This window comes from Chelatococcus reniformis (genome assembly GCF_014640075.1).
In the GTDB taxonomy this organism is placed as follows: domain Bacteria; phylum Pseudomonadota; class Alphaproteobacteria; order Rhizobiales; family Beijerinckiaceae; genus Camelimonas; species Camelimonas reniformis.
In genome coordinates this window covers 130,490-143,753 of the sequence record NZ_BMGG01000006.1, presented here as the reverse complement: position 1 = coordinate 143,753, position 13,264 = coordinate 130,490, and the positions used below count along the sequence as shown (strand labels likewise).

The window sequence follows — 13,264 nt, the reverse complement described above, 5'->3', positions numbered from 1 at the left end:
CTCTTTGATCCTCGTTGACGGTGGCCGGCAACTGATCATGCCCCTCGGGCGCTGTCGACTCGCGAGGCGCTCAGGCAATCACGGTCTCGCGGGCTTGCGCTCCCGGTGTTCCAGCAGGCGGTGCGCGGTGTCGAACAGGTCGTCGAAGTGATCGAGGACCGCGTCCGGGCCGAGCTCGGCCACCGGCGTGTCGGTGTAGCCGAAGGTCATGCCCACCACGGGCACGCCGGCGGCCTGGGCCGCCACGATGTCTGCCGAGGAATCGCCGACCATCACGGCACGTTCCACGGCGCCGCCGGCGCGCCCGATCGTGCCGGTGAGGTGGCGGGGATCTGGCTTGTGCTGGGCGAAGGTATCACCGCCGCAGATCGCCGCGAAACGGTCGGCCAGGCCGAGCGTGCCGAGCAGGCTGCGGGCGAGGCCCTCGAGCTTGTTGGTGCAGACCGCCAGCCGCCAGCCGGCTTGGTCGAAGCGATCCAAAGACGCGAGCGCCCCGGGGAAGGGCACCGATGCGTCGGCAATGTGAGCGCGGTAGTGAGCCAGAAAGTCCTGGTAGAGGGCTTCCAGCCTCTCCGGAGCCACCTGGTCGCCCGCGGCGGCGAGGCCGCGCACCAGCAACGCCTTGGCGCCGGCGCCGACCATCGAGCGCACCTGGGCCAGCGACAGGGGGGCCCTGCCTTCCTGGGCGAGTACGGCGTTCAGCGTCAGGACCAGATCCGGGGCGGTATCGATCAATGTGCCGTCGAGATCGAGGACGAGAATGGGCGGAGGGGACATGCGATCGCTCCTGAGCTGACGGCGAAGGCCGTGGACGCCGGCACCGAGATGTCTGGCACGGGCGCGAGGCCTCTTTACAATCGCCTCATCGATTCGGCGCTCCTCATCGGGCTTTTGATTGCATGCTCCGTTTGCATCCGGCGGCCATGGCCGCGTTCGTGCTGGTCGCGACTGCGGCCCGCGCCGACAATTATGATTTCGTGCCTGCGCCGCAGGTCGACCTCAACCGCATCTACCGGGTCGAACGCGTCACCGGCGAGATGGGTGCTTGTCAGTATGGGCTGAAGGAGGCCTCGATCGGCGTGACGCTCTGTTATCCGGCGGGCGAAGGCGGGGGCCCCCAGCCGCCGGGCGACTATCGTCTCGTCGCCTCCAAGCACGACCGCGAGGGCGGCGTGTTCCGGGTCAACGACAAAACCGGAGAGATGAACATCTGTTATGTTTTCAACGAGAAGGTGGTCTGCACACCGCCCGCCAAGTAACTGTGGAACCGGGCTGGCGGGGCAGATCTCGCTTTCCCGCGGGTCCGCATGCATATAGGCGCTACGGCAATCATCGGAGCGTCCCATGCGGCTGAATGATCCCACCCTTCTCGTCGAGCGTTGCTACGTGGGCGGTCAATGGATCGGCTCGCCCGCGGATGCCGTCGCCAATCCCGTCAACGGTGAGGTGCTGGCCCGCGTCCCGCAGCTGGGCACGGCCGAGGCCACCGCCGCTGTCGAGGCCGCGGAGCAGGCCTTCGCCGGCTGGGCCAAGCGGTCCGCCAAGGAGCGGTCGGCGCTGCTACGCAAGTGGTTCGACCTCATCATCGCCAACCGCGACGACCTGGCGCTGCTGATGACCAGCGAACAGGGCAAGCCGTTGGCCGAGGCGAGAGGCGAGGTGGAGTATGCCGCCGCCTTCGTCGAGTTCTATGCCGAGGAGGCCAAGCGCATCTACGGCGAAACCATCCCCTCGCCGTGGCCCAACGCCCGCATCGTCGTGATGAAGCAGCCGGTCGGCGTCGTGGCGGCCATCACGCCATGGAACTTCCCGGCGGCGATGATCACCCGCAAGGTGGCGCCGGCGCTGGCGGCGGGCTGCACCGCCGTGGTCAAGCCGGCGCCGGAGACGCCGCTGACGGCGCTCGCCTTGGCCGTGCTCGCCGAGCGGGCCGGCCTTCCCGCCGGTGTCTTCAACGTCATCACCGGTGACGCCCCGGCCATCGGCAAGGTGCTGACCGAGCACCCGGCGGTGCGTTTCGTGGGCTTCACGGGCTCAACCGAAGTCGGCAAGATCTTGATGCGCCAGGCGGCCTCGACCGTAAAGAAGGTCGGCCTCGAGCTCGGCGGCAATGCGCCGTTCATCGTCTTCGACGACGCGGACGTGGATGCGGCGGTCGAAGGCGCCATCGTCTCCAAGTTTCGCAACATGGGCCAGACCTGCGTGTGCGCCAACCGCATCTACGCCCAGGACGGCATCTACGACGACTTCGTGTCCAAGCTCGCCAAGCGGGTCGCGGAGCTGAAGGTTGGCGACGGCACCGAGGTCGGCGTCGTCCAGGGCCCGCTGATCACCATGGACGCGGTGGACAAGGTGGAGCGCCATATCGCCGACGCCGTGGCGCACGGCGCGCGCGTCGTGGTCGGCGGCAAGCGCCACCCGCTCGGCGGCAGCTTCTTCGAGCCGACCGTGCTCGCCAACGTCACCACCAGGATGCTCGTCACCAAGGAGGAGACCTTCGGCCCGCTGGCACCGGTGTTCCGTTTCAAGGACGAGGCGGATGTGATCGCCCAGGCCAATGCCACGCAATTCGGCCTCGCCGCCTATTTCTTCGCGCGCGATCTGGGTCGCGTCTTCCGCGTTGCCGAGGCGCTCGAGTACGGCATCGTGGGGGTCAATTCCGGCGCCATCTCGACCGAGATGGCGCCGTTCGGCGGCGTCAAGGAATCCGGCCTGGGGCGCGAGGGATCGCACCACGGCATCGAGGAGTTCGTGGAGATGAAGTACGTGCTGATGGGCGGCCTCGACTCGTGAGCGCGGACGACCTGAAACGGCAGGCCGCGGCGCGGGCGCTCGAGCTGGTCGAGCCCAGGATGCGCCTCGGCCTCGGCACCGGCTCCACCGCCAAGCATTTCGTCGAGCTGCTTGGCGAACGGGTGCGTGCCGGGCTCGAGGTGACGTGCGTGGCGACGTCCGAGGCGACTCAGGCGCAGGCGCTGGCTGCCGGAATCGCCATGACCACCCTCGACGCCATGCCGGAGCTCGACCTGACGGTCGACGGCGCCGACGAACTCGACGGCGAGCTCCGGCTCATCAAGGGCGGCGGCGGGGCGCTGCTGCGTGAGAAGATCGTTGCCGCCGCGAGCGGCCGCATGGTCGTCATCGCCGACGACAGCAAGCGCGTTGCGACGCTCGGGCGCTTCCCCCTGCCCATCGAGGTGGTGCCCTTCGGGCTGGGCGCGACGCGCCTGGCGATCGCACGGGTGGCGGCGGCAGCCGGGTGCCACGGGCCGCTCGATCTGCGCCGGTCCGGCGACACGCCGTTCGTCACCGACGGCGGCCACGTCATCCTCGACGCCTCCTTCGGGCGCATTCCCGATCCGCCGGCCCTCGCGTCGACGCTGGCGGGGGTGCCCGGCGTGGTCGAGCACGGGCTCTTTATCGGCCTGGCGACGGCCGCCGTCCTGGCCGGTGCATCCGGTCTGATCGAGATGGGTAAGCTGTGACGGGCGCGCGCCGCGATCCGTGTTGGCCGGCGTGAGCCGCCCTCCGGCTATCTGGCGGGCCATGCGCCCGTCGGATCTGCCGGCAGTGGATGCGGTGGCGCGAGCGGTGCATCCCGATTTCCCGGAGGATCCGGCGGTATTCGCCGAGCGGCTCGCGCTCTATCCCCCCGGCTGTCTGGCCCTTTGCCGCATCGACGGCCGCGGACTGGAGAGCGTGATCGCCTACGCGATCAGCCATCCCGGCCGGCTGGCCGAGCCGCCGGCGCTCAATATCCTGCTCGAGGCGTTGCCGGCGGCGCCGACGACCTACTACATCCACGACCTTGCCATCCTCTCCGAGGCCCGCGGCCACGGCGCCGCTGCGACCCTTGTGGCCAAGCTCCTCGATCACGCTCGAACGGCCGGCTTCGCTCGCGCCTCGTTGATTGCGGTCGGCGGCTCCGCGCGGTTCTGGCAGCGGCACGGCTTCGTCGCGCGGCCCGACGTCGTCTCCGCGGGCAAGCTGGCCAGCTACGGGAGCAACGCCCTTCACATGGAGCGCGAGCTCGCCGGGCCATCGCCCGGGGCAACGCTGTTTCCTTCTTCCCGCGTCATGCTCTAAACGTTCGCGCAGGCGAAGCGGTGGCAAGGCCCTACGTCGGCCGCGCCGAGCGATAAACGTCACGGAGATCTACATGAAGCGTCTCGCCTTCCAGCTGGCTGCGGCCATGCTGCTGCTGGTCCAGCCCCTAGTTCCGGCCCTGGCACAAAGCCAGCAGATCACCTCCTCGCATCTGGAAGCGGCGCGGGCCGTGGTGATCAGCTCGGGTATCGAGCGGTCATTCGATGCGGTGGTGCCGAGCCTGTTCACCCAGGTGCGCGAGCAACTGGTGACGCGTCCCGAGCTGACCAAGGACATGGAGGAGATCATCGCCAAGATCTCGCCGGAGCTGGAGGCGCGCAAGAGCGAGATGGTCGACCAGGCAGCCCGCATCTATGCCAGCCAGATCCCGGAGGCGGATCTCAAGGAGATCGGTGCGTTCTTCACCTCTGCTGCGGGCAAGCGCTACGTGAGCAGCCAGCCGGCGATCCTCCAGGAACTCTTCCTGAAAATGCAGGACTGGCAGCAGACGCTGTCCGCGGCGGTGGTCGAGCGCATTCGCGCCGAGATGCGAGCTCGCGGCAAGGAGTTCTGACGCCGTTGCCGGCGCGTTCGCGGCGGCCGGCGTTCCGCCTCCACGGCCAGCGTGGCATGAACGTTCGGCGCCACCCGTCAGGTCCGGTTTCCGCCAGCGCCGGGCCGCGGCAGGTGCCAACGTCTCGTCCTCTGCATCGAGGAGGTGGTGGTGGCATCGATCCACAAGGAGATCGCGCTGGACGCGGCGCCGGAGACCGTCTGGGACGTGGTCCGCGACGTCGGCGCCGTTCACACGCGCTTTGCGCCTGGCTTTGTCATTGACGTGACCATGGAAGATGGCGCCCGTTTGGTGACCTTCGGCAACGGCCTGGTGGCGCGCGAGGTGATCGTAGACGTGGATGAGCGCCTCCGGCGTCTGGCCTATTCCGTGCGCAGCGAACGGCTCAGCCATCACAACGCCTCGTTCCAGGTTGTGGCGGCCGAACGCGGAAGCCGCCTGGTGTGGATCGCCGACGTTTTGCCCCACGAGGCGGCCGTGCAGGTCGGTGCCATGATGGAGGCGGGCCTTGTCGCGGCGAAGACAAAGCTCGATTGCGCCTAGAGCATTGATCCAAAATGCGGACACGGGCTTTTGGATAAGATCATGCTCAAACAAAGGTTTAAGGTGGGATGCTGATTCTATAAATCATCCCGCTCCAGCGCATTGCCAGATGGATCGCCCAGGGAAACCTGCAAGTCTCCACCCTATTGGCGGTCCGCGGACGGGCCAGAGGAGTGGGTGATCGCAGGCATCGTGAGGCCGAGCGTCGCCAGCACCGCCGCGAACCGTTCCTGCTCGGCCTTGAGAATGCCGGCGAAGGCATCGCCGTCTAGATACGCGGGTGTCCAGCGGCGCGTGCGCAGTCGCTCGGCCCAGGCCTCAGAGCGGGCCAGGTCGCCGACGGCGCGGATCGGACGCAGCCGGTCGGCGGCCGCGGCCGGTGGGGCAACGATGCCGCGCCAGTCCGTGACGGCCAGATCGATGCCCTGCTCCCTGAGAGTCGGCACCTCGATCCCCGCGGCGCGCTCCGGCCCGGTCACGGCGATGAGGCGCAGCCGGCCGGAAGCGATCTGCCCCTCGAACTCGGCGATGGCGCCAATACCGACGTGGGCCTGCGAGCGCAGCAGGGCGGCCAACGCCTCCGTTCCATTGAGGAAGGGGACGTAGTTGATCTGTTGCGGCTCGATCCCGATCGCCTGGGCGAACAGGGCTGCCGTGAGATGGTCGATGCCGCCGACCGTGCCGCCGGCCCAGACCACGCCGACCGAATCCTCCTTCAGCAGGCGCACCAGGTCTGCCGCCGCCGTGATCGGCGATAGCGCGGGCACCACCAGCGCCAGGGGCTCGGCCGTCAGCTGTGCCACCGGAACCACCTGGGCCAGCGCATCGGCCTTGCCGCTTTGCAATGCCTTGGCGAGGGTGGGCAGGCCGACGATCAGGAAGCGGCTGGTGTTGGACGGTTTCGCCGTGGGGCCCGGGCTGACGAAGCGCTCAAGCGCGACGGTGCCGCCGGAGCCGGGGACGTTGATCACCTCGACGTCCGCCGCGAGGCCCGCGGTGCTGAGGCCGCTGCCGACCGCGCGCGCCAGCTGATCGAAGCTGCTGCCCGGCGTCGTCGGGGCGACGATGGCGACCGGTCCGAGGTGATCGTCGGCGGCAGGACTCGTGGTCACGGCCGCCACCGCGGCCAGCGATGCGATGATCACGCGCCCGCCGGCGTGGAGCCAGCCGCGTCTGCCGTTCGGACCCTTTCGGTTCCCCGTCATGCCGTCAGTCCTCGCCTTCGAACTGCCTGCCCACTTTATCCGCCTCGCACGATGGCGTAGAGCCTCCGATCGGCGAAAGTCGGGCGGGTGCCAATTTTGTCCGCTGTTGTTGCCACCTGACGACCCGTCGGGCGGGGTCGGCGCAAGATCGCGCACATGGGGAGCGGACGGCGGACATGGGGCGTCAGGGTCGAAGCGTTGCGGAGCCGGCAACTCCTCTGGCCCAGATCGCCTGGCTCGTGCTGGCGGCGATGCCGCTCATGCTCGCCTTCGCCAACCGCTCATCGGTGCTCGTGCTCGTTATTGCCGCGCTCGTCGCGTTCGTCGGCGCGGGCCTGAGCCAGGGGCTCCCCGTCGTCGTCGAGCATCTCCGAGGAATCGTTCGCAGCCCCTTCGGTCTGCTGTTCCTCGCATTCCTGCTCCTGGCCCTGGCCTCGCTGACCTGGGCACACGATCGGCCGCGAAGCGCCTTCGCGCTGGCCGAGGCGTTCATTCCCGCTTTGGCGGCCATCGCTCTGGGCGCCGCGTTGCCGCGCCAGCCCGAGCGTCGCGCCGTGCCGATGCTGATGCTATGCTTGGCGCTCGCTGCCATCGAGGTCTTCGTCGAGCTGATCACGCGGCTGGCCTGGCGCGAGGCGCTGGGCTTGCGCGCCACGTATTTCATCACCAACAAGCCGGTGCTCGCCCTGGTGCTGCTCTACTGGCCCCTGGTACCGCTCACCAAGGGCATGGCGCGGCGGTGGCTGCTGCTGGCCGCGCTCGCGGGCGTCATCGCCGTGACGGTGTTCACATCCGTGTCCGGGACGGCCATGTGTGCGCTCGTCAGCGCTGCAGCGGCCTTCGTCCTCGCCCTGGTGGCGCCGCGCACGGCGCGCTGGGCCGTCATGCTGGCGGTTGCCGCCTCGCTGCTCGTTGCGCCGCTCAAGGGGGAACTGGCCTCCCGCCTCATCCCCGACCGGGCGCTCGATGCGCTCCAGTCCCTGCATGCGCGTGACCGCGTCAACATCTGGCTCAGCTTCGGCGAGGTGGTGGCGCAGCGGCCGCTGACCGGCACCGGCTTCGGGTCGAGCGCCGTGGTCGTGCGCGATCCGGTGGCAAGCGAGGTCGCCGCCGATCGCCGCACGCTGCTGGATGTGGGCCACCCCCACGACATGTTTCTCCAGGTCTGGGCGGAGCTTGGCATGATCGGCGCGGCGCTTGTCGGCGCGGCGCTGGTTGTGCTCTGGCGCACGTTGGCGCGGCTCGGCCGGGAGCAGCATGCCGCAGGCTTGGCGGTGACGGCCGCTGCATTGATGATCGCGCTGGTCGGGCACGGCGCCTGGCAGGGCTGGTGGATTGCCGTCGCCGGCGCGGCGGTGCTGTGGTTGTGGGCCAGGCCGCCCGTCGGTGGTCCGGTGGTGCATGAGGAGGGCGCGCGATGAGCGTTCATGATGTCGACCTCTTCGTGATCGGCGGCGGATCGGGCGGGGTGCGCGCCGGGCGCATCGCGGCCAGCCATGGCGCCAAGGTGATGGTCGCGGAGGAGTTCCGCATGGGAGGCACCTGCGTCATCCGCGGCTGCGTCCCCAAGAAGCTCCTGGTCTACGCCAGCCGCTTCTCCCACGAGTTCGAGGATGCCGCCGGGTTCGGCTGGAGCGTGCCGGAGGCCTCGTTCGACTGGGCGACGCTGATCCGGAACAAGGATGCTGAGATCGCCCGGCTTGAGCGCATCTACCGGGCCAACCTCGAACGCGCCGGCGCCGCCATTGTCGATAGCCGCGCCGTCATCGAGGATCCGCACACGGTTCGCATCGTTGCCACCGGGGAACGCGTGCGCGCCCGTACTATCCTGGTGGCGACTGGCGGCCATCCCAGCGTCGAGCCCATGGTGCCGGGCTTCGAATACGCCATCTCGTCCAATGAAGCCTTCCACCTGGAGAGCCTTCCAGAGCGTGTCCTCGTCGTCGGCGGCGGCTATATCGGCGTCGAGTTCGCCGGCGTGTTCGCAGGCCTCGGCAGCCGCACCATTCTGGTCCACCGCGGCGATCACATCCTGCGCGGCTTCGACGATGAGCTTCGGGTGGGCGTGGAGACAGCCTATGAGCGTGGTGGCGTCCGCGTGCTCAACGGCTCCCGCCTGGAGCGGATCGAGAAGTCGCAGGACGGCCTTGCCGCGCACATCTCCGACGGTTCGGTCCTCGCCGTGGATGCGGTGATGATCGCCACGGGCCGGCGTCCGAATACGCGCAGCCTTGGCCTGGAGGAGGCCGGTGTCGTGCTCGACCGCCACGGCGCCATCGAGGTCGACCCGTTCTCCCAGTCCAGCGTCGCCTCGATCTACGCCGTCGGCGACGTGACCAACCGGGCCAACCTGACCCCGGTGGCGATCCGTGAAGGGCACGCCTTCGCCGACACGGTCTTCGGCGGCATGCCGACCCGGGTCGACTACAGCGTCATCCCCACCGCCGTGTTCTCGACGCCGGAACTCGGCACCGTGGGGCTGACCGAGGCGCAGGCGCGCGAGGCCTATGGCAACCTCGTCGTCTTCAAATCTTCATTCAAGCCGATGAAGGCGACGTTGTCCGGACGCGACGAGCGCATGTTCATGAAGGTCCTGGTCGACGGCGAGACCGACCGGGTGGTCGGCGTGCACATCCTCGGGGAGGCCGCCGGCGAGATCATCCAGGCGCTGGGCATCGCCATCACCATGGGCGCCACCAAAGCCGACTTCGACCGCACCATGGCGGTGCACCCGACGGCGGGCGAGGAACTGGTCACCATGCGCACGCCCTGGGCGGAGCCGGGCGTGGCGTGATGGCAATAGCGCTCCGCGCCTGTCTTGCCGCGGCCGCCCTCGCGGCCTGCACCCTCCTCGCCTGGCCAAGCGCGGCCCAGACCGAGCCGTCACCGGCCTACGGCAGCGGCGGGCACGTGTATCTGCCGTTCGTCAACCGCCGGCCCGGGTCGGATATCGCCTATCCACCCAAGCTGCGGCTGTCCGTCGGTGGGCGTTCACGCCTGGCGGTCGTCGACACGGGTTCGACCGGCGTGGTCGTGGCCGCCTCGGCCATCGCCGATATCGACAATCTTCCCAATCTGGGGCCGGCCGGCATCACCTATTCCAGTTCCGGCCGCATCATGCGCGGCGACTGGATCGTCGTCCCGGTGACCCTCACGGGCGCCGATGGGGCGAGCGTGACGACGCGCCCCATTCCGGTCATCGCCGTCCGTCGCATCGAATGCACCGACCGCGCACGCAATTGCACGCCCGACGACGATCCGGCCCATGTCGCCATGGTCGGCATCGGCTTCGCACGCGAGCACGACCATCAGCGCCGCGGCACCCCGCAGACGAACCCCGCCCTCAACCTGGCCGGAATCGGCACAGGCGGCGACTGGCGGCGCGGCTACGTGGTGGCTCGGGACGGGATCCGGCTCGGGCTGAGCGCCGACGCGGTGGCCCGGTTCACCTTCGTCAAGCTGGCGCGCGACGAGGCGTTGGGGGATTGGAAGACAACGCCGATGTGCGCGAGCGTATCGGGCTCGGATGCCGCATGCGGCTCGGTCCTCGTCGATACCGGTGTGTCCGACATGTTCCTCACGGTGCCCGACGCAGCGCTGGAGGGGCACCTCGCCCAGGCGGATTTGGATGGCGATGACGGCCGCCCGCGCCGCCGACTCGCTGACGGCACGACCTTGAGCTTCACGCTCGGTGAAGGTGCCCCGAGCGGCAGGGTCACCTACGGTTTCACCGTCGGCGATAGGGACAATGTCGTGGCGCCACGTCGCGTGATCCTCGTCGGCGGCAGCGATCGCAAGCCGTTCGTCAATACCAGCGTGCGGCTGCTCAACGGCTTCGACTATCTGTTCGACGCCGATGCGGGTTACGTCGGCTTCCGCCGCACTGGCCGTCCGCCTGCCGCGATCCCTTGAGCGCCAAGGCTCTTCACCCCGTCCGGCGAAGTGGTTATAAGGCGCGCTTCGCCCATATCGGTGTGTGAATGCGCGATCGGCTCGTACGGGACTGCTCCGGGCGACAGGACAGCGTTCAGCGCGGGTCGGGAGCATGTTCTTGGCCGCGGAGCGCCCACGGTGCGAAACGTGCTCTCGCGCACGTTGCCCGAATCGATGCTCGGGCAGGCTGATGTTTTCGGCGATGATGCGGATGAACTGAGGAGCGGCGGGCACGAGCCTTCGCCGCAGGAGTAGAAACAATGAGTGAGCGGTGGTCGCCCTCCACGTGGCGCCAGAAGCCCGTGCAGCAAATGCCGATCTATCCCGACGCGGTCGCCCTGGCGGCCGTGGAGGATCAGCTTGCAGGCTTTCCGCCGCTGGTTTTTGCAGGCGAGGCGCGCAAGCTGAAGCGGGCGCTGGCCAAGGTTGCGGCCGGTGAAGCTTTCCTGCTGCAGGGGGGCGACTGCGCCGAATCCTTCGCCGAGCACTCTGCCGACAACATCCGAGATTTCTTCCGCCTGTTCCTGCAGATGGCCGTCGTGCTGACCTTCGCCGGCGCTTCGCCGGTGGTGAAGGTCGGCCGCGTGGCGGGCCAGTTCGCCAAGCCGCGCTCGTCGCCCCTGGAGGAGGTCGACGGCGTCGAGCTGCCGAGCTACCGCGGCGACATCGTCAACGACATCGCGTTCGAGACGCAGTCCCGCATGCCGGACCCGCGCCGGCAGCTGATGGCCTATCGCCAGTCGGCGGCGACGCTCAACCTGCTGCGGGCCTTCGCCGGTGGCGGCTATGCCAACCTGGACAATGCCCACCGCTGGATGCTGGGCTTCGTCAAGGACAGCCCGCAATCGGGCCGCTACCAGGAGCTGGCTGGCCGCATCACCGAGGCCCTCGACTTCATGCGCGCCATCGGCATCGACCCGGAGACCCATCCGGAAATGCGGTCGACCGATCTCTACACGAGCCATGAGGCGCTGCTGCTCGGCTACGAGCAGGCGTTCACGCGCGTCGATTCGACGACGGGGGACTGGTACGCGACATCCGGCCACATGCTGTGGATCGGCGACCGCACCCGCCAGCTCGACCACGGTCACGTGGAGTTCTTCCGCGGTATCAACAACCCGATCGGGCTGAAGTGCGGCCCGTCGCTGAAGCCGGACGAACTGCTCCGGCTCATCGACGTGCTGAACCCGGCAAATGAGGCCGGTCGTCTCACGCTGATCTGCCGCTTCGGTGCCGACAAGGTGGCCGACAACCTGCCGGGCCTCGTCCGGGCCGTGCAGCGCGAGGGGCGGCAGGTGGTGTGGTCGTGCGATCCCATGCACGGCAACACGGTGAAGGCCGGAAACTACAAGACTCGGCCGTTCGACCTGATCCTCGGCGAGGTAAAGCAGTTCTTCGCGGTCCATCAGGCCGAGGGCACCTACGCCGGCGGTATCCACCTGGAGATGACCGGCAAGAATGTCACCGAGTGCACGGGCGGGGCGAGGGCCATCAGCGACGCGGACCTGTCCGACCGCTATCACACCTATTGCGATCCGCGCCTCAACGCCGAGCAGGCGCTCGAGCTTGCCTTCATGGTGGCCGAACTGCTGAAGCAGGAGCGCGCCGGCAAGCTCCGCGAGGCACGCGCGGAAGCGGCGGAGTAGGGCGGAGCAGTCCCTCTCGAGGGCCTGCCCATTGCTCGGCCGCGGTCCGTGACCGCGGCCGATATCTTGAATCCTCTCGCGCCCTCTGCCGCGCCGCCGCCGTCCCGGAGCCCGCTTTGCCGGCCGGCCGCCGTGCGACCCGGGGAGGCGCACGGACTTGACTAGAGCGATGCTCTAGAGCACGACTCTAGGCATGGACGAGACCGCTCGCGACCGCATCCTGAAAGCCGCCCTGGCGCTGTTCGCCGAGCGCGGCTTCGAGGCGACGCGCACGTCCGATATCTGTGCCCGGGCCGCCGTCTCGAACGGCAGCCTCTTTCACGTCTTTGCCAGCAAGGATGCCGTGGCGGCCGCGCTCTACCGCGACGGTATCGCCGCTTACCAAGCCGTGCTTCTGGCGGCGCTCGATGGGGGGGCAGGGACGGGGCGCGCACTGCGCGCCGTCGTCCACGCCCAATGCGGCTGGGCCGAGGCCGACCAACGCGCGCGTTTTCTCTTCACGCACGGGCGCGAAATCGCCGCCGGAGAGGCGGCGCGCGATATCGCCGCTCTCAACGCCCGCTTCGTCGCCGCCATCGAGACCTGGCGCGCGGTGCCCCTCCATCGGCCGGCCTTGCGGCCCATGCCGCTTCCGGCCTTCACCGCGGTTCTGCTGGGCCCCTCGCTCATGGCCATCCGGGGGTGGCTCGGCATGGGCGGCGAGGCACCGACCACCCTGGCCGCCATCTTTGCCGACGCGGCCGCCCATTCGTTGCTGAAGGACGCCGAGGATGCCTGAGCCCGGAACGTTTGCCGAGACCGCAGCCGCCATCACCCGGGCGCTCTACAGCCAGGGGTTCATGGGCCTGATGGGGGCCGAGGTGGTCTCGATTGCGCCGGGCGAACTCGTCATGGCGCTCGATCGTCGCGACGCGCTGCTCCAGCAGCACGGCTTCTTTCACGGCGGGGTCATCGGCTTCCTGGTCGACAATACGACCACGTCGGCGGCGGCCACGGTGATCGACATCCAGCGCCAGAGCGTCCTGACGGCCGAGTACAAGCTCAACATCCTGGCTCCCGCCACGGGAAGCCGTCTCGTCTGCCGGGCGACGGTGGTCAAGCCCGGGCGCAAGCTCACCGTGGTGGATGCGAAGGTGCACTGCCTCGTGGACGGCCGCGACAAACTCGTCGCGGTGGCGCTCGCCACCATCGCCAACCTGGATACCGCCGTCGATACCACGGCGGCCTGACCGCGCTGCGGCCGCCGATTGCGGCGGCCGCAGCGCTCGGCCATAACG

14 protein-coding genes are annotated in these 13,264 nt (G+C 68.9%); 12 read left to right on the top strand and 2 right to left on the bottom strand.

The annotated features are described in order from the left end of the window. Positions 1-78: 78 nt before the first annotated feature. Positions 79-777, bottom strand: coding sequence for a phosphoglycolate phosphatase (gene gph, locus IEW34_RS17040; RefSeq protein ID WP_188610422.1), 699 nt, complete (start codon positions 775-777; stop codon positions 79-81). 146 nt (positions 778-923) lie between these two features. On the opposite strand from gph, the gene IEW34_RS17035 reads away from it, so the two are divergent. The 6 genes from IEW34_RS17035 to IEW34_RS17010 all read left to right on the top strand — a co-directional run bounded on the left by IEW34_RS17035 (position 924) and on the right by IEW34_RS17010 (position 5,203). Next, on the top strand, positions 924-1,259 hold the full coding sequence (locus tag IEW34_RS17035) for a hypothetical protein (RefSeq protein ID WP_244642045.1): 336 nt from the start codon (positions 924-926) through the stop codon (positions 1,257-1,259). An 85-nt stretch (positions 1,260-1,344) separates the two neighbouring features. Further along, positions 1,345-2,793 carry an NAD-dependent succinate-semialdehyde dehydrogenase gene (locus IEW34_RS17030; protein ID WP_188610420.1) on the top strand — a complete coding sequence of 483 codons (1,449 nt, stop codon included), beginning with the start codon at positions 1,345-1,347 and terminating at the stop codon, positions 2,791-2,793. Then, positions 2,790-3,485 carry a ribose-5-phosphate isomerase RpiA gene (gene rpiA, locus IEW34_RS17025; protein WP_188610419.1) on the top strand — a complete coding sequence of 232 codons (696 nt, stop codon included), beginning with the start codon at positions 2,790-2,792 and terminating at the stop codon, positions 3,483-3,485. Before IEW34_RS17030 ends, rpiA begins: the two co-directional genes overlap by 4 nt. A 61-nt stretch (positions 3,486-3,546) precedes the next feature. Further along, positions 3,547-4,086, top strand: coding sequence for a GNAT family N-acetyltransferase (locus IEW34_RS17020; protein WP_188610418.1), 540 nt, complete (start codon positions 3,547-3,549; stop codon positions 4,084-4,086). Positions 4,087-4,159: 73 nt separating this feature from the next. After that, complete coding sequence (locus IEW34_RS17015; protein WP_188610417.1) at positions 4,160-4,660, top strand: DUF2059 domain-containing protein; 501 nt, start codon at positions 4,160-4,162, stop codon at positions 4,658-4,660. A 150-nt stretch (positions 4,661-4,810) separates the two neighbouring features. Further along, positions 4,811-5,203 (top strand): SRPBCC family protein, encoded by a 393-nt coding sequence (locus IEW34_RS17010; RefSeq protein ID WP_188610416.1) that lies wholly within the window; start codon positions 4,811-4,813, stop codon positions 5,201-5,203. A 143-nt stretch (positions 5,204-5,346) separates the two neighbouring features. Here IEW34_RS17010 and IEW34_RS17005 read toward each other — a convergent pair whose 3' ends face one another. After that, the gene (locus IEW34_RS17005; RefSeq protein ID WP_188610415.1) at positions 5,347-6,408 is read right to left on the bottom strand and encodes a Bug family tripartite tricarboxylate transporter substrate binding protein; all 1,062 of its coding nucleotides are present in this window, start codon (positions 6,406-6,408) and stop codon (positions 5,347-5,349) included. Between the two features lie 176 nt (positions 6,409-6,584). On the opposite strand from IEW34_RS17005, the gene IEW34_RS17000 reads away from it, so the two are divergent. The 6 genes from IEW34_RS17000 (at position 6,585) to IEW34_RS16975 (ending at position 13,216) form a co-directional block, all read left to right on the top strand. Next, a complete protein-coding gene (locus IEW34_RS17000; RefSeq protein WP_188610414.1) occupies positions 6,585-7,829 on the top strand; it encodes an O-antigen ligase family protein in 1,245 nt (414 codons plus the stop codon). Next, positions 7,826-9,202: a glutathione-disulfide reductase gene (gene gor, locus IEW34_RS16995; protein ID WP_188610413.1), complete on the top strand. Its 1,377-nt coding sequence runs from the start codon at positions 7,826-7,828 to the stop codon at positions 9,200-9,202. The genes IEW34_RS17000 and gor overlap by 4 nt, the downstream gene beginning before the upstream one ends. Next, entirely contained in the window at positions 9,202-10,320 is a 1,119-nt protein-coding gene (locus tag IEW34_RS16990; protein ID WP_188610412.1) for a hypothetical protein, read from the top strand. The genes gor and IEW34_RS16990 overlap by 1 nt, the downstream gene beginning before the upstream one ends. Positions 10,321-10,601: 281 nt before the next feature. Next, complete coding sequence (locus IEW34_RS16985; RefSeq protein ID WP_188610411.1) at positions 10,602-11,987, top strand: class II 3-deoxy-7-phosphoheptulonate synthase; 1,386 nt, start codon at positions 10,602-10,604, stop codon at positions 11,985-11,987. Between the two features lie 193 nt (positions 11,988-12,180). Then, positions 12,181-12,765 (top strand): TetR/AcrR family transcriptional regulator, encoded by a 585-nt coding sequence (locus tag IEW34_RS16980; protein ID WP_188610410.1) that lies wholly within the window; start codon positions 12,181-12,183, stop codon positions 12,763-12,765. Next, positions 12,758-13,216 carry a PaaI family thioesterase gene (locus IEW34_RS16975; protein ID WP_188610409.1) on the top strand — a complete coding sequence of 153 codons (459 nt, stop codon included), beginning with the start codon at positions 12,758-12,760 and terminating at the stop codon, positions 13,214-13,216. The genes IEW34_RS16980 and IEW34_RS16975 overlap by 8 nt, the downstream gene beginning before the upstream one ends. Positions 13,217-13,264 lie beyond the last annotated feature (48 nt).